The sequence below is a fragment of the Bacillus sp. 0909A genome, from assembly GCF_036765115.1.
GTDB lineage: Bacteria > Bacillota > Bacilli > Bacillales > Bacillaceae > Bacillus > Bacillus mojavensis.
In genome coordinates, this window is record NZ_JBAIZU010000002.1 from 752,860 (window position 1) to 774,436 (window position 21,577).

The following is a 21,577-nucleotide window of genomic DNA, read 5'->3' on the forward strand; positions in this document are numbered from 1 at the left end:
AGCGCAATCTCGGGAAGACCCTGTTTTGAATCAAAATTTCCAGAAGGCCATCAACGGAGAATTCAGCGCGGTTCATTGCTACCGCAGGCTTGCTGAACTTTCCCACCCTGCTTAGGACATAAAACAAATTAAAGAAATCAGGCGCGTTGAGATCCGACATCTACGTAATATACGGAGCCATTACGCAAACATATCATGCCAAAACAAGGAGAGGAATGCCCGGACACTCTCACAAGAGGACTTGATGCCGCTTTTAAAGATGAACCGGAAACCGTTGACTATTCCTTACGCACAGCTGAGGAATGTCAAGGCAAAGGGTATCTTTACGCGCGCCTCACGAGATGAACAAAATCACGATGTTTGGTTTCTATACTATCTGATGAAACGTTAGATTTACCCAATTAGGGTATAAATACATAACCCTTCCCCGAAAACACACTCCACTGTTTTTCTTACCATCAGCCGGGAAACATAAAATCATACACGAACATATGAGGAGGAATCAAGCATGCAGCAAACCATTGAAGCTTGTATCACATGTATGGAAGCTTGCAACCATTGTTTCACAAAATGTTTGGCAGAAAGTGCACACCACGATCTGAGCGGCTGCATCCGGCTTGACAGGGAATGTGCGGATATTTGCGCGCTGGCAGTGAAAGCCATGCAAACGGACAGCCCCTTTATGAAAGAAATTTGCGCACTTTGCGCCGATATTTGTGAAGCCTGCGGCACTGAATGCGAAAAGCATGATCATGATCATTGCCAAGCGTGTGCGAAGTCTTGCTTTGCCTGCGCTGAGCTCTGCCGCAACATGGCTGCGTAACAGAAGCATGGGAGGGGTCCAATGAGATCCCTCTTCACTCCTTTGACAGCCATACAGAGTAAAAATCAATCCACCCCTCTTCATCCAGCATGAGACCCTCAACAGCCTCACTCGATGCTACCTCAAGCACATTTTGATACAGCGGTATCGCGCTGAAACTCCCTATAAGCTGACGGTCAATTTGTTTTACTATATTCATTCTGGAAGACCGGTCGGGTATTGAGAAAAACCGTTCTATCATTTCTGAAAATGTCTGTTTCTGTTCATCTGAAAGATGCTGATGCAAAAAGCTGTTCTCCGAAAGCAGCAAATGTAAAAAACCAAACTCACTTTCTTCATAAAACGTTGCGCTGTCATGAATGATGTCAGCCATTTGTACGATCTCCGGGCGGCGCAAATCGGCGGCAGTACAAAATTCCAGGTCAAGCCTAATGCCGTTCCGTTCACAAACCTCTTGAATCCATGCTGCGTCCTCGCGATGATCCGTTTCAGAAAAAGTGAATAGTGACAACGTCTCTCCCGCATATCCGCTTTTTTTCATTAATGCCGCAGGTGAATCATCTCCCCAATCAAAAGGCGCCCGGTGGAAAAAAGATGATACAGGAATGCTTCTGTGTCCTCCCGCCTCACGAACGAGCTGTTCAGATGAAATCAGCAGCCGAAGGGCTTTTCTCAAGCTTGGATGCTGAAGCGGCCCTTTCTTTCTGAGGTTTAGTGACAAATATTGAACATGCCGTTCTTCAAAAACAGTTTGCCGCTCAGGAGGGTTCTGTTTTTCTCGAAGGGTAAAACCGTACATATCATCTGCTTGCTCAGAAAACACAAACTCAATACGATCTAAGAAGGCCCGGCCCTTAAAGTAACGCTCGTTGGCTTGAAGAATGAGCATGTGTTCGTCATGCTGAACAAGGCAAAAAGGTCCCGTCCCATTCACATCGCCGTTCATTTCAGCCGGCAGGATAGACAGCCGTTCATCACAAAGAATATATGGCAAAAGCTCATTCGGCTGATCGAGTTCAATGTCCACACAAAAAGGCCCTTTCTCTGAAATCCGTTCAACACCTTTCAGCAGCCATTTATATGGATTTTCATCCTGATCCATAAAACGCTGAAACGTAAATACAACATCCCTTGACGTCAATGGCTTACCATTATGAAAAGAAACGCCTTTCCGAAGAAAAAATCTCCACCGTTTTTTCCCCGCTTTATTCCATCCGTGGATTAAATGCGGCTGCGGCTCTCTCTTTTCCCGATCAAATCGGAGCAGTGTATCATAAATCTGCTTGACAAAATGGCCCTCTGACCGCAGAAAAATCCTGCACGGATCAAAACTGCTTACCGCTGCTGGGGCTATAAACAAGCGCAGCACATCCTGTTCACCATCCTGTCCGGTTTCTGTTACAAAACCGAACACCTCAGAAAACCACATGTCATACACATTTTGAATTCCAGGAAACACCGGCTGATAATATTCAAGCAGTTCTTTTGCTTTTTTAAGCTTTCCGGCTGTTGTATATTCCTTGGCAGTTTGAAGCAGCAAATCTTCCGGCTGACGGAGAAAAGCGATTTTTGATTTATGGCCGCGCCCCGATCCGCTCTCGCGAATGATCCATTTTTTGCTCTCCATCTTATGTAAAATCAGCTTCGCATTTCTCTCTGTACAATATAAACAAGCCGCAATCTCACTAAGCGGCATTTCCTTCATCTGTCCCGGTTCGCCGCTCTCAGCTTTTGCGAGCGCCACATAATGGTCAATCAGCTTCAATCCATGCACCTCCTGACAAAAAAGGGGAATTTTTTTCACTAATTTTCTTCTCTTTTTGGCCCGCCGCCCCTTTTATACACTACTACTATATCAAACATCGAAAGGCGGAAATCACATGTTTCTCCTCTTCCAATCAATGAAATCCCGCTACACAGCACCCGTTTGGCTCCGGTTTTTCGGCGAAATGCTGACAAGCCTGACAGGTGCCATGATGGGGCCGTTTATGGTGCTGTATCTGCATGAGCAATTAAACGGAAGCGTGATGCTTCCCATGCTTATCATCAGTCTTCAGCCCTTCGCTGATATTTGCCTGACACTCATAGCGGGGCGTGTGACAGATCAGCTCGGACGGCGAACAGCGATCCTTACTGCCCTGCTTCTGCAAACAGCGGCAATGGCGGGTTTTGTGTTTGCTCATGATGCATATTTTTTCGCTTTCCTTTATATCCTCAACGGCATCGGCAGATCCCTGTACATTCCTGCATCACGCGCACAGATCGCCGAAAGCACGCCGGAAAGCAGACGTTCGGAAGTTTTTGCCGTCATCAATGCCATCTACTCAGCAGGATTGACGGCAGGTCCGCTGCTTGGGTTGCTGCTGTACGCTCATAATCCCGTTTGGATATTTGCATTAGATGCCGTGGCGCTGTTCATTTATTTTCTTATCGCCGCCTTTAAATTACCAGAAACAAAGCCGCTAAAAGCAGATCATCCCGCAGCATTATCCGTGCGTTTCACAAGATATCGGCCTGTTATGATCCTTTTGCTGCTTTCTCTCCCAATCAGCATGTTATACGCGCAAACAGAAACGACATACAGGCTGTTCAGCAAAAGTGTGTTTCCTGATTACCTGTCCATGCTGGCAATCTATTCAGCGGCAAAAGCGTTATTAAGCTTTGTTCTTCAAGTTCCTCTAGTAAAATGGACAGAAAAGTTTTCGATGAAAACGATTCTTCTCATCACCTATATCAGCTACTCACTTGCGGCCGCCGGCTTTGCAGTCTCAACATCTTTGACGCTGCTTATGCTGACTGCTGCCGTGATGACGGTTGGAGAAAGCATCGGACTCACTCATATCCACACCTTTATTTCCCGGCTGGCGCCGCCGCATATGCTCGGCCGTTTCTATGCGATATACGGCTTGCATTGGGATATTTCAAGGTCAATCGGACCGCTGGCCGGCGGACTGATCCTGACTTCGTTTGGCGGAGAAATCATGTTCTACAGTCTTTCCGCTTGTCTTCTCGCCGCCGGTTTCTTGCAGTCTCATATCATGGAGAGGATTGAATATAAGGTCATAAGAAAAGTGAATGGCTGACAGAAAAAAATTCATAATTTCATTATCAACAAAAATATACTATAGTAATGATACATTCACTACATGAACAATTGGAGCTGTAAGTTAATAGGAAGAAGGGTTTTATATTGAAGAAAGACAAAAATCTCCTCACAGATGTATGGTTTATCGCAATCAGTGCAGCCGGGGGGTTTATTCTTTCGTTAACCGGAATATCGATCGGATGGATGATCGGAACGCTGATTGTCGCCTGCTGTCTCGCTATGCTACGGCCGGCTTGGCTGATGATGGCGCCAGATCAAAAAGGAATTAACCGCCGGTGGCTCGCTCTCGGGCAGATGATCCTCGGCATTGAATTGGGCCAAAAGCTGAACCTATCCGTTCTGTCTGTCCTCAAAGATCATTGGTTTTCGGTCGGCATCATGCTGATTTTATCGATACTCCTTGCCATGCTGTCAGGCTATGTGCTTTGGCGTTTCAGCAAAACGGATATGATGACCAGCTTTGTCGGCACGGCTCCCGGCGGACTGTCCGCCATGCCGAGTATTGCCCAGGAGGTCGGTGCCAATACCGCTATTGTGAGTCTCGTTCAAATGATGCGGGTGCTGCTCGTGGTCCTGTCTATTCCGTTTTTGGTTATCCTGATTTACGCTAAACAAGATGGTCCCGCAAATGCAACAACCCAAACGGTATCCGCTGCCACGACAGAAATCGGGCTCGCTCCCATACTGTGGACCGGCGTTCTCATTTTCGTTGCCTGGGGAGCTTGCAAAGCGGCAAAATATTTAAAATTTCCCGCTCCGTGGCTGCTCGGCAGTATGCTCGGTGTAGCGGCCGTGCACATAGGCGGCGCTTCAATAACAGGCCATGACATGCTTGCATGGTGGCCGTCACAGGCAAACCATCTTTCGCAGATATTTCTAGGGGCTACAATCGGTTCTAAGATGTACAAAAGCATGTTTGCCGGCGTTACACGTATCATGATCGTCGGTTTCATTTCATCAGTCGGCTTAATTGCCGCTATGCTTTTAAGCGCGGTGATTGTTTCCAAACTGACAGGAATTTCGCTGATCACCTCTGTTTTGGCATTTGCACCCGGCGGCATCGCGGAAATGGCGACGACGTCTGTTACATTGCATGCCGATTCCACCTTTGTCGTTGCGGTTCAGGTCATACGCGTCATCCTTGTCATTGCCCTCTTGCCGCCGTTTTATCGTCTGCTTCACCATCTTCATGGTGAAAAAAAAGGCAAAGAGAGTTCGATAAGCGGCAGCAATGCCTAGTTAAAAAGGAAGAATTAGGCATAAAAAGGGGGGAGTCACTCTATTCTGCAGAGTATGGAGAACTTCAAAATGGGGCAGGAAAGTGAAATTTCCTGATAGAAAAAGAGGTTATATATGAATAACCTCTTTTTTCTATACAAAGTTATAAAATGATAAGGAAGTGAAAATCTATAGTTAAGTTGATTCTCTTATAATAAGTTTTGTTGGCAGTTTAATAATTCTTCTGTTTAAAGAAGTGTTACCCGAAATATATTCTATCATTTTCAACACAGCCTGTTGACCTAATTCTATTATGGGAATATCAATTGTTGTGATGGTCGGAGTCACTACTTGGCAAATCGATTGGTTGTCAAAACCAATTACAGCTAAGTCTTCAGGAACGTTAAAGCCATTTTTTATCGCCTGTTTAATAATCCCTGCGGCGACTTGATCATTTCCTGTAAATATTGCTGAGGGTCTGTCCTTTAGATCCTTTATCTTATGAAAAACACGAAAGCCATCCTCGATATTAAACAATTCACCGAATATCCATTCGTTTCTATGATGTAAGTTGTAATCTCGTAAAGCTTTCAAGTAACCCTCTTTCCTCTGACATTGAGCTTCGCTGTATGGAGTATCAAAACAAAATCCAATTTTTTCATGTCCTCTTTCAATTAAATGGACTACCCCCATGTATGTCGCTTCAAATTCATCATACCCAATGATCGTGATGTCCGCTGAGTGATGATATTCATTACATAATAAGATAGGACCATACTTTAAGAAAGGAGATATCTTATCCCATTCATTTTCTAGAGTTCCAAGAATAATACCATCCACTTCTTTGTGTTTCAATAACTCTAATAGTTCCAGCTCTGTCTGTTTGTCATAAAAGGTTTGAAATACAATGACCTTGTAATTCTTAAACAGTGCTTCATGAGAAACCCCTTTTATTAATCGAGCAAAAAATGGATGGTCGATACTCGGAACCGATAAAGCGATCGTTTGTGTCTTATTTCTCCTAAAATTACGAGCCAAATAATTGGGAGTGTAGTCAAGATCGTTAATAGCCTCTAAGATCATATCTCTTTTTTCTTTTGATACATAAGGATGATTATTCAATACTCTTGATACTGTGGTTTTAGACACATTGCACAATTTTGCTATTTCATCAATTGTAGGCATATTTTCCCTTCCTCAAAAAAGTTATTGACATGTTATCGGTTTCAGAAATTAGGATAAATTTGTATCAAATTTTCCAGATTATAAAAATCATTGGAGGTACTGTTCATGCAAAAACAGGTTAGAGTTTCAGGTAAAAGTAAAGAAAACATGTTACTGCTAAAACACTTAAAAGGTGACGTACAAGGAAAAGAACTTGTTATTGAAGACAGTATTGTAAACGAGCGATTGAGACAAGTATTAAAAGAAAATACAGATATTGAAAATGACCTTTTCAACTACCAAAAAAATCGCGAAATCAATAAAGTCCCTTTTATGCCTGTAGACAGATTAATAACCAATGATGAAGTGGATGATATCTTAAATACATTATCTAAAGTTTTGCCAACTGGAAAATTTACGAGTGGTTCCTATTTAGAGCAATTCGAGAAAGTTTTATCTACATATTTACATAAAAGGTATGTAATTGCAACTAGCAGTGGAACGGATGCTATTATGATAGGATTATTGGCTTTAGGGTTAAACCGAGGGGACGAAGTGATCATGCCAGCTAATAGCTTTTCAGCTACTGAAAATGCTGTGTTAGCCTTGGGAGGCGTTCCTATCTATGTAGATAGTAACCCACAAACATTCTGCATCGATCCTAACAAAATTGAGGAAGCAATAACCCCTTCTACAAAGTTTATTCTACCTGTGCATTTGTACGGAAAACATTCAGAAATGAAGCATATCCGTCAAATAGCAAATCGTTATCAATTGAAAGTAATTGAGGATGCTTGCCAAGGAATTGGACTGACAGACTTAGGAAAGTATGCAGACATCACTACATTAAGTTTTAATCCATATAAGAATTTTGGTGTATGCGGTAAGGCTGGCGCAATAGCAACTGATAATGAAGAACTCGCTAAAACATGCATTCAATTTAGTTATCATGGTTTTGAAGTAAATGTAAAAAATAAGAAAGTCATCAATTTTGGATTAAATTCAAAAATGGACAATTTACAGGCAGCAATTGGTTTAGAGAGAATGAAGTATCTTTCATTAAACAATTTCAAAAGACTGTTTTTGGCGGATAGATACATTACTCAATTAGCAGAATTACAGAATAAAGGCCTTATTGAATTACCTGAATTAAGTGAAGATCATGTGTGGCATCTGTTTCCTATTAAGGTAAGAACAGAAGATAGGACAGATATCATGACTAAATTAAATGAAGAGTTTGGTGTTCAAACAGATGTATATTATCCAATCCTGTCTCATATGCAAAAAACTCCTTTAGTACAGGACAAGTATACAAAACTCCAATTGGTTCATACGGAAAAGGCTCATAGTCAGGTACTGCATTTGCCATTATATCCGTCATTTACTTTAGAAGAACAAGACAGAGTAATGGAGGGACTGTTTCATGTTATTAAGCAAGAAGTCAGTGTATAAAACGTTATCCAAGGTCGAACATCCTAAGTATATTGTTTTTTGTGATTTTGATGAAACGTATTTTCCACACACAATCGATGAACAAAAACAACAAGACATATATGAACTCGAAGACTATCTAGAACAAAAAAGTAAAGCTGGGGAACTACTAATCGGATGGGTTACTGGGAGTAGTATAGAATCTATTCTCGATAAAATGGGACGAGGAAAATTTAGATATTTCCCGCATTTTATAGCTAGTGATCTTGGAACTGAAATTACGTACTTTTCAGAGCATAACTTCGGACAGCAAGATAATGAGTGGAACAGTCGTATAAATGAAGAGTTTAGTAAAGAAAAGATTGAGCTACTTGTAAAACAGTTACATGAAAATCATAACATTCTTTTGAATCCTCAAACTCAATTAGGAACGTCACGGTATAAGCATAATTTCTATTATCAGGAACAAGATGAAATAAACGACAAGAAAAACCTATTAGCAATTGAAAAAATCTGCCAGGAATACGGAGTTTCAGTAAATATAAATCGGTGTAATCCCTTAGCAGGTGATCCAGAAGACAGCTATGATGTCGATTTTATACCCATGGGAACAGGAAAGAATGAAATTGTAAAGTTTATGTTAGAGAAATATAACCTAAATACTGAAAAAGCTATCGCATTTGGAGATAGTGGAAATGATGTTCGTATGTTACAGGCAGTAGGAAATGGATATCTACTAAAAAATGCAACACAAGAAGCAAAAAACCTGCACCAATTGATAACTGATAGTGAGTACTCAAAAGGAATTACTCATACCTTAAAAAAATTAATTGGATAATGAGGAGGAAATAGATATGAAGAAGATTGGAATCATAGGTGCAGGTGGTATTGCAAGAGCGCATGCAACTGCTTTATCTACAATAAAAAACGCAGAGTTAGTAGGGGTGTATGACATAAATCAACAAAATGCGGAAAGCTTTGTGAAAACTTTCGGTGGCAAGACATATGAAAATGCAGATGAACTCATAGATGTCTCAGAAGGTTTAATTGTAGCATCACCAAACTTTTGCCATAAAGAACATGCTTTGCAAGCATTAGCAAAACATAAGCATGTATTGTGCGAAAAGCCTATGGCTATTTCTCTTGAGGAAGCAAGCATAATGAAAGATACTGCTCAAAGGTTAGGCGTAAGAGCTAGTATGGGATTTAATTATAGATATTTGTCTTACGTAAATATCTTAAAAAGCTTAATTATCAATAATGAACTAGGTAACATACTGTCCATAAAAGTACACTTCAAGAAAAATAGTGCCCTTAGACGCAAGAAATTCACTTGGAGAGATGACGCTAATAGTAAGAAGACAAGTGGATCATTGGGAGATCTGGGTATTCACCTTATCGACATGGTATGGTATTTGTTTGAGAGTGATTTCATCACAGAATCAGTAATGGCAAAGATGAACACAAATGTAAAAACAAAAGAGGATAAACAGGTACTTGTAGATGACTATGCAGAAATTTATGGACAACTGAAGAACAAGGTATTTGTAAATATCATCACATCAAAATGTTCTGTACCTGAAGACTGTGGTTTTAGCATTGAGGTAGTTGGACACAAAAAAGAGTTTAAATACCACACTGGTAACCCTTACGTTTACAAGCTCATAGATGGCTTGAACGTGGTAGACTGCCCAGTACCGCAAAGTCTATTAAACGATCCGCCAAACGAATTTTATGGTTGGGCTGATTCTTTTAGAAGCGAGTTGATCAACTGGATTGCTTCAACTCAGAAAGATTGGGTTGAGATTCCTTCCTTTAACGATGGTTTTAGATCACAGGAAGTATTAGAAATGTTCTTTGAGAAAGATAGCAACTCTCAAAAAATGTCTGTTTTAGCAGTCAACTAGTATTTCGAAGAGATAAGTTACTGAAAAAGCAGGAATGTATGTTCCTGCTTTTTCATATAGGGGTGTAATGAATGGTAAGAGGGACATATTTATTTGGATATGCTTTCTTTTTCACAGTAGGTATTATCCATATATCAACAGGGAGTTTGACGCCATTTCTACTAGAGTCTTTTAACAAGACAACAGATGATATTTCGGTCATCATTTTCTTTCAGTTTAGCGGATTCCTAAGCGGAGTATTAATCGCACCGTTAATGATTAAGAAATACAGTCACTTTAGGACACTTACTTTAGCTTTGACAATAATGCTTGTAGCGTTAAGTATCTTTTTTCTCACTAAGGATTGGTATTATATTGTTGTAATGGCTTTTCTCTTAGGATATGGAGCAGGTACATTAGAAACGACAGTTGGTTCATTTGTTATTGCTAATTTCGAAAGTAATGCAGAAAAAATGAGTAAGCTGGAAGTCCTCTTTGGATTAGGCGCTTTATCTTTCCCATTATTCATTAATTCCTTCATCGATATCAATAACTGGTATTTACCGTATTACTGCATATTGACCTTTTTGTTCGTCCTATTAGCAGGGTGGCTCATTTTCTTATCCAAGAACCGAAAGTACGCCAAGAATGCTAACCAAGTGGCCTTGCCAGATGTAGGAGCGTTTCAATACTTTATAGGAGATAGAAAGAAATCAAAGCAATTAGGCTTTTTTGTATTTTTTGCTTTCCTATATGCCGGGATTGAAACAAATTTCGCCAACTTTTTACCTTCCATCATGATAAACCAAGACAATGAACAAATTAGTCTTATCAGTGTCTCCTTTTTCTGGGTAGGAATCATTATAGGAAGAATACTGATTGGTTTAGTAAGCAGAAGGCTCGATTTTTCTAAGTACCTCCTATTCAGTTGTAGTTGTTTAATTGTTTTGTTGATTGCCTTCCCTTATATAAGTCACCCCATACTTCAATTGGGTGGTACATTTTTGATTGGTCTAAGTATAGCGGGCATATTTCCCATTGCTTTAACACTAGCATCAATCATTATTCAGAAGTACGTGGACGAAGTTACAAGTTTATTTATCGCTTCGGCCAGTTTCGGAGGAGCAATCATCTCTTTCTTAATTGGATGGAGTTTAAATCAAGACACAATCTTATTAACCATGGGAATATTTACAACGATGGCGGTCATTCTAGTAGGTATTTCTGTAAAGATTAGGCGAACTAAAACAGATAACCCTATTTCACTTGAGAGCAAAGCTTCAAAGACACAGTAAAAAACGTGTAAATTAAATCATATCGTAAGGAAGAAGAGGACTTAATGTCCTCTTTTTTATCAGGAGAAAACAGTGTTTTAGCAAGGGAGATAGAAGTGTTTATGTTTCTGTACCTGTCCGAGATACGTTCAGGTCACGCAGCAAAGGTATTTACAGAATTGATTTATGATCCATCCATAAATCAAGGTACTAGCCTGTTGCTCCCCATCAAAAATAATTCTAAAATTCCTCGAAATATTCTGAAGAATCAACAAAAGAAATTTTGAGATGAACCGAGATGCATGTAAACTAAAGGAGAAATCATAAAATTAATAGGGGCGTTATAATGAAAAAGATTTTTAAAGGGAGTTTGCTGCGCGACAACCCCGAGAAAGCAATGCACTTATATTATGGAATATGTTTAGGAATCTGGCTGATTTATAATTTGGTGACATCCAGCTCCCCTGGACTGCCGCTTATCATTTTAGCCGGAGGAAATCTGATTTACCTTACAATCTTGAAAAAGAAAGAAGAAACGTGAAAAACACGCACCTCAGTGCGTGTTTTTTATTTAAAAACGTTGTGAAGCCCCTCTTCCATTTCTTCTGAGGACGGATACCATTTTGTCACCAAATCCCGCAACAGCCTTTCCGCAAAGAGAATCTCTTCCTCTGTATAACGGTCAAAAAAGGAAAGAAAACGCTGCTCAACCTTTTGATGATAGTATTGATGCAAGCTGTGCAGCTTCTTCCCTGCCGGCGTCAAACGGAAGTAGACCTCCTTCTTATTATCGCTGAGCTGTGTTCTGTGAAAAAAGCCGGCGCCAAGCAATTTTGTGCTGATGCGTGACACCGTCGCTTTCGTCGTATTCATTTTGGCGGCAATCGAAGTGACATTGATCGGCTCACCCTCCCCCACACAGGAAAGAACATGAATTTCTGTCATCGTCAATTGAGACTTTTGCCCGTGCTCCTGATCCAGCTTCTTCATTTCATCAGCCAAAAAGGCTTTTATGAGCCCCTCCCATTTCTCCTGCTGATGAATGAGTTCCGTATATAATTCAAAAAGTGATCGCTTAGTATGTTCTGTATCCATACGGCTCTTCCATCCTTTATTAATCAATTGTTTCTTATATCATAACGTTTTGTTACAGATGAAACAATCGATTTGTGTTACACACGGCTGGCAATCGGGAGCCAGCGTCTGATACCTGATTGAATCACTTCTGCCGCATCTGGGCCGGCGGCATCGACTGCCCAAGCGGCATGACCATCAGGCCGAACCAATACAGTATGCACGTCTCTCCACTCTTCACGCGGCTCTGCAAGAGAAGCACACACTGTGTGTAAGCCTTTAAATGGGATATGGTCATTATCAGCTCCTTGTTTCAGTGACAGCAAAACGTATGCCCCGTTATGCAGGCATTTATAGAGGCGTTCCATACTGCCATCAGGAAGCCGCAGTGCCACATCCGGAAGTCTTTTGCCGTTCAACCGATGCGGCGGCATGTTTTGGTCAGCTTCATACCCGACATCGATTGCAGAAATTTGGTCCGCTACAAAGCGATTCACATCGGGAAAAGCAAGCATATCGGACACCATGCTTCGCAAATGGAGACCGGCCTTCGTGAAATCCATCAGCCGCGTCTGCGCCTCTGTGTTCCGAAGAAGATCTTCCGCCACCGGATGCCGCTCTGCGTGATAGCTGTCCAAAAGCCATGAAGGTGCAGAGCCGCCGACAGCCGCCGCAAGCTTCCATCCAAGGTTCATGGCATCCTGGAGACCGACATTCAGCCCTTGGCCGCCAGCAGGAAAATGAATATGTGCTGCATCGCCCGCAAGAAAGAGTCTGCCGCTCCGATACTGCTTCGCTTGACGGGAGGCATTCCCGAATCGGGACATCCACGTAGGCTCGCTTAAGCCAAAATCAGTTCCGCACATCCGGATGAGATCTGTTTTCAGCTCCTCTTCTGTGACAGGAGCATCTTTCGGCGTCTGCGTGCGGTAAGGGCTGATCAACACAACGCGGTATCGGTCAGGAGAAAGCGGAACAATCATGACTCCCCCCTCTTTCGTACAAAGCGACAACACTCCTGATGGCGGCGGAGAAAGCAGCTTCACATCACCAAGAGCTGCGGTGACGGTGCTGTCTGTTCCAGGAAACGCAATTCCCGCCTGTTTCCGAACAACGCTCCCTGCTCCGTCAGCGCCAACGGCAAACAGGCTGCTCAACGTCCGCACACTGCCTTCCCGATCCTTGAAAATGGTTTGCACTCCCTCTTCGTTTTGCGTTACCGTTAGCACCTCTGCCCCTCGTACCACCTCTGCCCCCAGGCTTCGCGCACGTTCCTCAAGCAGCTGTTCAGTCTCGGTCTGAGGAAGCAATAGCGTATAAGGACAGCTCGTATCTAGACTGGAAAAATCAAGACGGGTATCGAGCATTGAAAAATGTCCGGAAGATATCTTTTTCCCACGAGACGCAAAACGCTCAAGCACCCCTCTCATTTCAAAAAGCTCAAGCGTGCGGGGGTGCAGCGTCAACGCCTTCGAATACGGCATTGGCTGTTCAAGCCGCTCAAGCACGCATGTTTTTACCCCTGCCAATGCCAGCTCAGAAGCCAGCATCAATCCAACCGGTCCGCCTCCGATAATGACTGTTTCGTAATTCATCACGAGCTCCACTCCTTTTGTTTCACTTACAACTTAATAAAAACCCTGATAAACAGTGATGAGAATGAACATATTTTTTACTTTTGTTACACACGTAACAAAAATGATTATATCGGCTGACAAATGATCTTGCAACACATTTTTCCAATCAGCACAAAAAAGACGCCTTTCAAATGGCGCCTTTTTCTCAGTTTACAGCTTCCTAATCCGAAATGACTCCGACAATGTCTTTTTCCCTGATCGGACCGAAATGCCGGCTGTCAAAGCTATATATACGATTATCTCCGATTACAAAATATTGCCCCTTCGATAACGTCTTTTTCCCTGTCGTCTCTTTCAGAGAAAAATCTCCCGTTACATGGCTTCCGGCAGATACAGATTTCAATGGTTTCAAAAATGGTTCAGCCACCTGTTTTCCGTTCACATACAGCTGATCGTCCTTATATTTGATCGATTCACCGGGCAGCCCAATGACTCGCTTTATCAGCACTTTTTGATCAGGGCCTTTAAACAAAACAATATCAAAACGATGGATGGTTTTGAATCGATGTGAAAATTTATTGACCAACAGTTCGTTCCCTTCCTGAAAAGTTGGGTTCATGCTTATGCCTTCTACTTTGTAATCAATAAAGACGGCATTTTTGACTTGAATGGCGAGAACGACGGAAACAACACCGGCAAGAAACCAAAACCGTTTTTTCATGTTACTGTCTCCCTCCATCATGCTCACGCTGGCTGGCTCTCACATGCAGATGCCGTTCCACCCTTTTGCCGACATACCATAAGACAGCAATCACCACTACGGCAATAACAGTGCGAATCGGCTGCGTGATCAGCGCGTGAAGATCATATCCGATGAAGCTGATCATAAAAATCATGACGAGCTTTCCCGAGGCTGCCGCCAAAACAAACGGCCGCGTCCCGATCCTTGACAAACCGGCGACAACATTCACCGCGGCAGACGGTGTAAATGGAAAACAAAGCAGAAGAAACATCGGGCCAAAACCGTGTCTTTCCACCCATAACATAAGCTTTCTGACAGACGGATGCCTGCGGATGAATCCAAGAGCTCTTCTTTGTCCATAATGACGGACAATGAAAAACACGAGAATGGACCCCGCTGTTGATCCGGCCCATGACAGGATGAAGCCTTCCCACAATCCAAACGAATTGGTATTTGCCACCACAAAAACGATAAGCGGCAAAAACGGGAGAAATGCTTCAACTAAAGGCAGCAGCACAGCAATAAGCGGACCGAAAGCCCTATAGCTTTGAAATAATTCAGTTAAACGATCCTCTGTCAAATAGGATAAAAATTGCTCCAACGTTTATACTCCTCACCGGGTTTGTCTATCCTTATTCTACACATTCTCGGCGAAAAACTAAAAAGTTTTGGTGATTTTTTCTGTCTTGAAATATTTCACCAGCCGATATAGAATACATTAAGAACAAACGTTCCCTTAAGAAAGAAGGAGTTACCATGCCTCATTTGCAGCCAGAAGGATACGAATTGATAGAGCGGGCTCTTTTTTTGCCTATGGTCATTACCATTTTAAACCGTGATCTCAACGGAATTGAGAAAAGCACATTAAAATTAAAACACCCTTATATACAACTTATCAACGAATCATTAAAAATAGCACAAAAGGATCTGATTGAGGTCAGAAAAGAGCTGAGGAAAAGAAAAATTGCCATCCACGAGGCTGAGCGTGATGAAGCCTTTACACTTTATTTATTTGTCATTGATGGCTACGAAGAAAAACACCGCTATTTTAACCCGCGAATCCGGGAGCAAGTAAGCAGTTTGTTAACATTCTATTTATTTGCGCCGGACGCGCCATGAGTCTTTCGAATCATTCTGATCTCTCCTCCTTGCGCCCGTCCACTCTCCGGGCGCCTCACCAATAAATTTCTGACAATTCACACTATACAAACAAAATAAATTTATTTATAATTCGTACCACAGCCTTTTACTCCCCAAAAAGTGACATGTGCCGCCAAATTAATGACATGATTTGCAGCCTGCACATGACACGCACCGCCCAACTTTTAATCAAAGGAGGACTCTATGAAACTGATTCACATTCTTGCTGCTCTGCCCTTCATCGGACTTTTGCTTGGCATCCCTTTTGCAAACAAAGTGACACCCTATCTGTTTGGCATGCCATTCATTCTCGCGTATGTTGTCATATGGGCTTTGCTGACCTCTGTCCTGATGGCGATCGTGTATGTCCTGGACAAAGAAAATAAAAGGGAGGAAGCAGAATGAACGCAGCTCTCATCATCATTTTCGGCGTCTTGCTATTCAGCATGTTTCTCGGCGTACGCGCCCAAAAAGGGAAAGACATGGATCTTGAGCAGTGGACGGTCGGAGGCCGCGGCTTCGGAACCTTGTTCGTGTTCTTATTGATGGCAGGCGAAATTTATACCACATTTACGTTTCTCGGCGGAAGCGGCTGGGCCTACGGGAAAGGCGGACCGGCCTTTTACATCATCGCCTACGGCTGTCTGGCTTACATCCTTTCTTATTGGCTCCTGCCTGCGATATGGTCGTATGCGAAACAGCATAAGCTGATGTCGCAGTCCGATTTTTTCATCAAAAAGTACAACAGCCCGCTGCTTGGCGTGCTCGTCTCACTGGTCGGCATCGCCGCTCTTATTCCTTATCTTGTGCTGCAACTGAAAGGGCTTGGATTAATTGTATCGGAAACTTCTTACGGAAAAATTTCTCCCACTGCTGCCATTTGGATCGGCGTCATTTCAATCACAGTTTACGTTATGGTATCCGGCATCCACGGGTCCGCCTGGATATCCGTTGTCAAAGACATCATGATATTGGCTGTCGTTTTATTCTTAGGCGTATATTTGCCAATTCATTACTACGGCGGATTTCAAGACATGTTTCAGCAGATTGAAAACGCAAATCCCGGTTTTATTACATTGCCCGAAACAGGGCAAAGTGCTGCATGGTTCAGTTCAACCGTGCTGCTGACGGCGCTGGGCTTTTACATGTGGCCCCATACGTTTTCCGCTTCCTATTCAGCAGAAAACCCAAAAGTCTTTCGAAAAAACGCCATTATTATGCCCTTATATCAGCTGGTCCTTCTATTCGTCCTTTTTGTCGGCTTTGCGGCTATCCTGCAAGTTCCCGGTCTGAAAGGCGCAGACGCGGATTTATCACTTTTGAGACTGTCTCTTCAAACCTTTGATCCTTGGTTTGTCGGAATCATCGGAGCAGCTGGACTGCTGACGGCGCTTGTGCCGGGGTCTATGATTTTAATGTCGGCCTCCACTTTGTTTGCCAAAAATGTTTATCAAGTGTTTGCTCCCCGCACGACGGAACAGCAAGTGTCATTATTGGCTAAATGTTTAGTGCCTGTGATTGCGCTGATTGCTGTGTACTTTACATTCAAAGGCGGGAACACAATCGTTACGCTTCTCCTGATGGGCTACAGCCTCGTCACACAGCTATTTCCGGCCCTGCTGTTCAGCCTGTTCAAGCATCATATCGTGACCAAACAAGGAGCATTTGCCGGCATTATAACCGGAGTCGGAGCCGTTTCTTATATTACGGTTACGGAAACAACAATCGGCACGTTATTTCCGGCGCTGCCACAAGTGGCGAAAGACTTAAACGTCGGCATTGTCGCTTTGCTGCTGAATGTTACGGTCATGATGGCGGTCAGTCTCATGACAAGAAAAACAAAAAACGCTGCTGCTGATCAAGCCGCTTAAACAAGAAAAAGCAATCTGGACAACAGATTGCTTTTTTCTTTAGCGTTCGCAGGCGATAAAATCTTTATCACGGTCGCTCTTTTTATTGGCGTCATAAAGCGCCTTAGATACGTAAGGCTTGTACTTCGTTTTTCCGCCTTTATTTTTCACTTTGGACGTACGGGCTACCCCGCCTTTGTACACTTTGTTTAATTCCTTGCAGTTCTTATACGTCTTGACCTTCGTTTTGGCTTCCGCCACATGGTCAGCTCCGTATGAAAAACCGAAAACGAGACCGAGTGACAGCAAAAGCGCCGCGGCTTTTTTCATGACAATATACTCCCCCATACCCAATATTTAGTTGTTTTATAGCAATTTTATCTTAATTCAATTCATCCTATTTTACAAGATAAATATGGAAGGAGCGGCAGTTTTTTTGCTTTCTTTGTCTTGCAGAGATGCAAACTGCCAAAACATGTTTTCCTCACTTTGCTCAAGGGTACACATACGAATGTACACCACACACAAAAAGGAGCGTTGATGATGTCTGATACAAAACGAAACAATCCTTTAACAGCATTTTTTCATGATGAATTTCCTGAACAATACCAAGAACCGCCCGGCTTGCAGCAAAAAATGAAGCCGGTGCCGGACTGCGGAGAAAAAAGCTATAAAGGAGCTGGCAAACTAAATGGCCGAAAAGCTCTTGTCACCGGCGGTGATTCCGGTATTGGCCGCGCTGCCGCCATCGCTTATGCCCGGGAAGGCGCCGATGTGGCAATCAACTATTTGCCCGCGGAACAGCCTGATGCAGAAGAAGTAAAAGAACTGATTGAAGCAGAAGGACGCAAGGCAGTCCTGATTCCAGGTGATCTGAGTGACGAATCGTTTTGTCAGGATTTAGTCAAACAAGCGCATAACGAACTCGGCGGGCTGGATGTGTTAGCGCTCGTTGCCGGTAAACAGCAAGCAGTGCAAAACATTGAAGACCTTCCTACCGAACAAATCTATAAAACGTTTGAAGTGAACGTCTTCTCCCTATATTGGGTGGTTAAAGCGGCGCTTCCGTATTTGCCGGAGGGCGCGTCTATTATTACCACAACTTCAGTGGAAGGCTACAATCCAAGTCCGATGCTGTTAGATTATGCGGCGACGAAAAACGCCATTATCGGCTTTACCGTTGCGCTCGGAAAACAGCTTGCGCCCAAAGGCATCAGAGTGAACTCTGTTGCGCCAGGACCAATCTGGACTCCGCTGCAAATTTCCGGCGGACAGCCGACTGAAAACATTCCGAAATTCGGCAAAGGAACACCGCCGTCACCATTAAACCGCGCCGGCCAGCCGGTGGAGCTGGCAGATGTTTATGTATTCTTAGCTTCAGAGAATTCAAGCTATGTAACATCTCAAATATATGGCATCACCGGCGGAATTCCGACGGCCTGATCGTTTAGAAGGAGCTCTCCTTATTTTACTGGAGTGCTCCTTTTTAATATCGATATCCAGACTCTACAATTTGAGGTTACATATTAATCACGTTTATAAATTTGTAAATTTTGTTAACTTCTTGCTGACAAAAAGGATTTTCCAATTAATTGAAGAAATTTAACTATGTATTAAAAAAAGGAGGAATAACAATGAATAAAAAAATCCTTTCAGGAGCATTAGCTGTCGGACTACTAGTGACAGGAGGCACAAATGTTTTTGCAGCTGAAAACCACACACCAGCACAAAAAGCATCCACAATTAAACCAATGAGTGCTGCTTATACAACCGTAACGGCTAGCAACAATCAGGTTACCTTATCAATCAATGGGCTATCAAACCCGTTCACATCCAAATACTATAATATGGTAGCTTGGACAACTGATGGCGGCCAACCTGACAGCACGAAAAGCAATATCTTAGCAACTAAAAGAGCCGGAGATACAACGTCTATCACTTTATCCCTTGATGAAGTAAAAAGAAAATTGGGGACAGGAACAAGAATTTACGGATGGGCGCAAGCAGCAAATGGAACTTGGTACACTTGCGGAAGTGACTCAATTTCCCTTTAACAATTTAATAAAGAGCTCAATACATTAAAATGTATTGAGCTCTATAATTTCACCAACACTTTTTTATTTCTGGAATGCCTTAGCTTTATTTCCCTAAAAAATTTCATGCTGAAGCATTCTCAAATCCACTTTTCTCCTTCTAATACCGCTCCCCAAGCTCACGCAAAATAAAATCATAAATCATCTTTGTCCGCTCTTCCTTCGGATACAGCATAAATTCCTGCCGTTTCGGGACACGGTGTTCGATTCTATCCTGAAATTTGGTTCTGAGCCAGGCTGTCCGGTATACCTGATTCTCGAACGAATTGCATGAGACCGGGAGCTCCAACGTTTTTCCGTTTGAAAACGTCACTTCCGTATCGTCGAATTCAGTCGGTTTGAATTCTTTTACATGCACATGGGAAATCCAGCCGCATTGGGGTCTAGTCGAAGAAAGTGTAGGGAATAAAAAGATTTGGTTCGAAGGGTCCACCATGATTGGCGGTTTGTGAGAAATTTTTGTCACTTCATAAGTTCCCGCTTTTCTTCCCGCGTAGCTTGATCCGAAAAATCGGCAGCTTCGGTCGACAATTTGCAGCGGCTTCATGCTGACGTAAAACATACAGTCTTTTTCAATGATTTTTGAACAGATTTTGCCGTCGATTTCTTCTGGCAGCACGGCAATTGTTGCGCTGTTTACTTCATACGATTCTAATGGTGCGTCAGTTTTCTGACTCATGTTATGGCCTCCATCCTTTTTCTGCAAATTTTATACTAATAATCTATCATCTGTGTTTATAAAACGACAGGATTTTTTAACAAATGAACTAAAATCATCTTTTTTTTATATTTTTTAGTTCTATTTTACTAGTAATAAACCGATTTTACTTTACTATATGATCTCATAACACAGCACTTCGCAGGATATGTCGATAGATTGCCAAGTATTAGTTGTCTAAAAATTATAAAAATTTATTGATTTTTTCGACCGTTATCCATATACTATAAAAAAGGCATTGGGGGGATTCTTTATGAAAGAGAAAAAGTCGTACACTGAGCTCATGAAGTCCCGCAACACGCAAAAAACAAAAGAATTTGATGTAACAATGATGGATATTTACATTCAAATGGTGCTCGATGAATCCTTGTTTAAGCGTCGGTTGACCATGCTGACTGACCAAATCAACAAAGCCTTGGACGAAAAAGATAAAGATGCGTTTCTTACGCTCTCTAAAGAATATGCAGCGCTCAAACAGAGCGAATAAGCCAATCCTTAAGGATTGGCTTTTTTAATTACCCATTTACAATCGTTCCCCCGTTGACATGAATTGTCTGCCCGGTGACGTAAGTAGAATCATCGCTGGCAAGATATAAATAGCTCGGCGCCACTTCCACCGGCTGGCCCGGCCGTTCCATCGGCACATCCGAACCAAACACTTCCACATCTTTTGCGGCAAAGCTGGCCGGAATGAGCGGTGTCCAGATTGGACCCGGCGCAACCGCATTGACTCGAATGCCCTGCTGGACAAGCGATTGGGAAAGGGATCTTGTAAAAGTAACAATGGCTCCTTTTGTCGCTGAGTAATCGATCAGTGTTTTATTGCCTTTATACGCGGTGATTGATGCTGTATTGATAATACTGCTTCCTTTTTTCAAATGAGGCAAAACAGCCTTCGTTAAATAAAACATAGAGAAAATGTTTGTCTGGAAGGTTCTGATCAGCTGGTGGCTAGTGATTTTTTCAATGCTCGGCTGCACATGCTGTTCAGCGGCATTATTGACCAAAATATCAATGGATGAAAAAGCCTGGCTGGCCTGTCTTACCACCTCGTTACAAAAGGCTTCATCTCCGACATCTCCTGCAATCAGCAGGCACTTCACCCCTTCTTTCTCTACATACTCCTTTGTTTCTTCGGCGTCCTGATGTTCATTAAAATACACAATGACCACATTCGCCCCTTCTTTTGCGAATAACACCGATACAGCGCGTCCGATCCCGCTGTCTCCCCCTGTAATAATGGCCGTTTTGCCCGCTAGTTTTTTTGCCCTCTTCGGCTTATCAAATACCGGACGGGGATCCATCAGATATTCGAATCCCGGCTGCTGGTCCTGATGCTGCGGCGGCAATGTTTTCTTTTTCTCATTCGCCAATGCACTCACTCCTTTTCAACCCTATTATGTTATGAATAAAGCCTGCTTCCTATGTATGAAAAGATAGAAAGTGGAAAAATTAAGAATAAATGATATTGGAGGTACAAT

23 protein-coding genes and 1 pseudogene are annotated in these 21,577 nt (G+C 42.6%); 15 read left to right on the top strand and 9 right to left on the bottom strand.

The annotated features are described in order from the left end of the window. Positions 1 to 25: 25 nt before the first annotated feature. Positions 26 to 391: pseudogene (locus V6D42_RS09200) on the top strand (ferritin-like domain-containing protein). Between the two features lie 117 nt (positions 392 to 508). Beyond that, positions 509 to 823 (top strand): four-helix bundle copper-binding protein, encoded by a 315-nt coding sequence (locus V6D42_RS09205; RefSeq protein ID WP_268446705.1) that lies wholly within the window; start codon positions 509 to 511, stop codon positions 821 to 823. 34 nt (positions 824 to 857) lie between these two features. Here the strand turns inward: V6D42_RS09205 and V6D42_RS09210 are convergent, their stop codons facing one another. Next, positions 858 to 2,588 carry an SgrR family transcriptional regulator gene (locus tag V6D42_RS09210; RefSeq protein ID WP_333513007.1) on the bottom strand — a complete coding sequence of 577 codons (1,731 nt, stop codon included), beginning with the start codon at positions 2,586 to 2,588 and terminating at the stop codon, positions 858 to 860. A 115-nt stretch (positions 2,589 to 2,703) separates the two neighbouring features. Here V6D42_RS09210 and V6D42_RS09215 point away from each other — a divergent pair, with 115 nt between their 5' ends. Both V6D42_RS09215 and V6D42_RS09220 read left to right on the top strand, forming a co-directional pair. Next, positions 2,704 to 3,906: an MDR family MFS transporter gene (locus V6D42_RS09215; RefSeq protein ID WP_333513008.1), complete on the top strand. Its 1,203-nt coding sequence runs from the start codon at positions 2,704 to 2,706 to the stop codon at positions 3,904 to 3,906. 107 nt (positions 3,907 to 4,013) lie between these two features. Further along, complete coding sequence (locus tag V6D42_RS09220) at positions 4,014 to 5,168, top strand: AbrB family transcriptional regulator (protein WP_333513009.1); 1,155 nt, start codon at positions 4,014 to 4,016, stop codon at positions 5,166 to 5,168. 174 nt (positions 5,169 to 5,342) lie between these two features. Here V6D42_RS09220 and ntdR read toward each other — a convergent pair whose 3' ends face one another. After that, positions 5,343 to 6,332 carry an NTD biosynthesis operon transcriptional regulator NtdR gene (ntdR, locus tag V6D42_RS09225; RefSeq protein WP_333513010.1) on the bottom strand — a complete coding sequence of 330 codons (990 nt, stop codon included), beginning with the start codon at positions 6,330 to 6,332 and terminating at the stop codon, positions 5,343 to 5,345. 105 nt (positions 6,333 to 6,437) lie between these two features. On the opposite strand from ntdR, the gene V6D42_RS09230 reads away from it, so the two are divergent. From V6D42_RS09230 to V6D42_RS09250, 5 genes are all read left to right on the top strand, one after another. Then, the gene (locus V6D42_RS09230) at positions 6,438 to 7,763 is read left to right on the top strand and encodes a DegT/DnrJ/EryC1/StrS family aminotransferase (RefSeq protein WP_333513011.1); all 1,326 of its coding nucleotides are present in this window, start codon (positions 6,438 to 6,440) and stop codon (positions 7,761 to 7,763) included. After that, on the top strand, positions 7,735 to 8,580 hold the full coding sequence (locus V6D42_RS09235) for an HAD-IIB family hydrolase (protein WP_333513012.1): 846 nt from the start codon (positions 7,735 to 7,737) through the stop codon (positions 8,578 to 8,580). The genes V6D42_RS09230 and V6D42_RS09235 overlap by 29 nt, the downstream gene beginning before the upstream one ends. A 16-nt stretch (positions 8,581 to 8,596) precedes the next feature. Next, complete coding sequence (gene ntdC / locus V6D42_RS09240; protein ID WP_333513013.1) at positions 8,597 to 9,649, top strand: glucose-6-phosphate 3-dehydrogenase NdtC; 1,053 nt, start codon at positions 8,597 to 8,599, stop codon at positions 9,647 to 9,649. Positions 9,650 to 9,720: 71 nt separating this feature from the next. Next, a complete protein-coding gene (gene glcP, locus V6D42_RS09245; RefSeq protein ID WP_333513014.1) occupies positions 9,721 to 10,923 on the top strand; it encodes a glucose/mannose transporter GlcP in 1,203 nt (400 codons plus the stop codon). 325 nt (positions 10,924 to 11,248) lie between these two features. Further along, complete coding sequence (locus tag V6D42_RS09250; protein ID WP_010333648.1) at positions 11,249 to 11,443, top strand: hypothetical protein; 195 nt, start codon at positions 11,249 to 11,251, stop codon at positions 11,441 to 11,443. Between the two features lie 26 nt (positions 11,444 to 11,469). On the opposite strand, the gene V6D42_RS09255 is transcribed toward V6D42_RS09250, so the two are convergent. The 4 genes from V6D42_RS09255 to V6D42_RS09270 all read right to left on the bottom strand — a co-directional run bounded on the left by V6D42_RS09255 (position 11,470) and on the right by V6D42_RS09270 (position 14,896). Continuing rightward, positions 11,470 to 11,997, bottom strand: a complete 528-nt coding sequence (locus V6D42_RS09255) for a MarR family transcriptional regulator (protein ID WP_333513015.1) — start codon at positions 11,995 to 11,997, stop codon at positions 11,470 to 11,472. Positions 11,998 to 12,074: 77 nt separating this feature from the next. After that, positions 12,075 to 13,571 (bottom strand): monooxygenase, encoded by a 1,497-nt coding sequence (locus V6D42_RS09260; protein WP_333513016.1) that lies wholly within the window; start codon positions 13,569 to 13,571, stop codon positions 12,075 to 12,077. Between the two features lie 202 nt (positions 13,572 to 13,773). Then, the gene (gene lepB, locus V6D42_RS09265) at positions 13,774 to 14,274 is read right to left on the bottom strand and encodes a signal peptidase I (protein WP_105953786.1); all 501 of its coding nucleotides are present in this window, start codon (positions 14,272 to 14,274) and stop codon (positions 13,774 to 13,776) included. Between the two features lies 1 nt (position 14,275). Next, positions 14,276 to 14,896: a TVP38/TMEM64 family protein gene (locus V6D42_RS09270; RefSeq protein WP_010333644.1), complete on the bottom strand. Its 621-nt coding sequence runs from the start codon at positions 14,894 to 14,896 to the stop codon at positions 14,276 to 14,278. Between the two features lie 155 nt (positions 14,897 to 15,051). Between V6D42_RS09270 and V6D42_RS09275 the strand changes: the two genes are divergently transcribed. The 3 genes from V6D42_RS09275 to V6D42_RS09285 all read left to right on the top strand — a co-directional run bounded on the left by V6D42_RS09275 (position 15,052) and on the right by V6D42_RS09285 (position 17,306). After that, the gene (locus tag V6D42_RS09275; RefSeq protein ID WP_010333643.1) at positions 15,052 to 15,414 is read left to right on the top strand and encodes a hypothetical protein; all 363 of its coding nucleotides are present in this window, start codon (positions 15,052 to 15,054) and stop codon (positions 15,412 to 15,414) included. A 225-nt stretch (positions 15,415 to 15,639) separates the two neighbouring features. Continuing rightward, positions 15,640 to 15,840 carry a DUF3311 domain-containing protein gene (locus V6D42_RS09280; protein ID WP_198097513.1) on the top strand — a complete coding sequence of 67 codons (201 nt, stop codon included), beginning with the start codon at positions 15,640 to 15,642 and terminating at the stop codon, positions 15,838 to 15,840. Continuing rightward, complete coding sequence (locus V6D42_RS09285; RefSeq protein ID WP_333513017.1) at positions 15,837 to 17,306, top strand: sodium:solute symporter family protein; 1,470 nt, start codon at positions 15,837 to 15,839, stop codon at positions 17,304 to 17,306. The genes V6D42_RS09280 and V6D42_RS09285 overlap by 4 nt, the downstream gene beginning before the upstream one ends. A 39-nt stretch (positions 17,307 to 17,345) precedes the next feature. Here the strand turns inward: V6D42_RS09285 and V6D42_RS09290 are convergent, their stop codons facing one another. After that, entirely contained in the window at positions 17,346 to 17,615 is a 270-nt protein-coding gene (locus V6D42_RS09290; protein ID WP_010333640.1) for an excalibur calcium-binding domain-containing protein, read from the bottom strand. Positions 17,616 to 17,828: 213 nt separating this feature from the next. Between V6D42_RS09290 and V6D42_RS09295 the strand changes: the two genes are divergently transcribed. Together V6D42_RS09295 and V6D42_RS09300 are read left to right on the top strand one after the other, a co-directional pair. After that, entirely contained in the window at positions 17,829 to 18,728 is a 900-nt protein-coding gene (locus V6D42_RS09295) for an SDR family oxidoreductase (RefSeq protein WP_168747353.1), read from the top strand. A 191-nt stretch (positions 18,729 to 18,919) separates the two neighbouring features. Further along, positions 18,920 to 19,339 carry a hypothetical protein gene (locus V6D42_RS09300; protein WP_229147752.1) on the top strand — a complete coding sequence of 140 codons (420 nt, stop codon included), beginning with the start codon at positions 18,920 to 18,922 and terminating at the stop codon, positions 19,337 to 19,339. A 139-nt stretch (positions 19,340 to 19,478) separates the two neighbouring features. Here the strand turns inward: V6D42_RS09300 and comK are convergent, their stop codons facing one another. Continuing rightward, positions 19,479 to 20,057, bottom strand: coding sequence for a competence transcription factor ComK (gene comK, locus V6D42_RS09305; RefSeq protein WP_010333638.1), 579 nt, complete (start codon positions 20,055 to 20,057; stop codon positions 19,479 to 19,481). Between the two features lie 292 nt (positions 20,058 to 20,349). Between comK and V6D42_RS09310 the strand changes: the two genes are divergently transcribed. Next, a complete protein-coding gene (locus V6D42_RS09310; protein ID WP_010333637.1) occupies positions 20,350 to 20,583 on the top strand; it encodes an IDEAL domain-containing protein in 234 nt (77 codons plus the stop codon). A 28-nt stretch (positions 20,584 to 20,611) separates the two neighbouring features. Here V6D42_RS09310 and V6D42_RS09315 read toward each other — a convergent pair whose 3' ends face one another. Next, on the bottom strand, positions 20,612 to 21,469 hold the full coding sequence (locus V6D42_RS09315; RefSeq protein ID WP_333513018.1) for an SDR family oxidoreductase: 858 nt from the start codon (positions 21,467 to 21,469) through the stop codon (positions 20,612 to 20,614). Between the last annotated feature and the right edge of the window lie 108 nt (positions 21,470 to 21,577).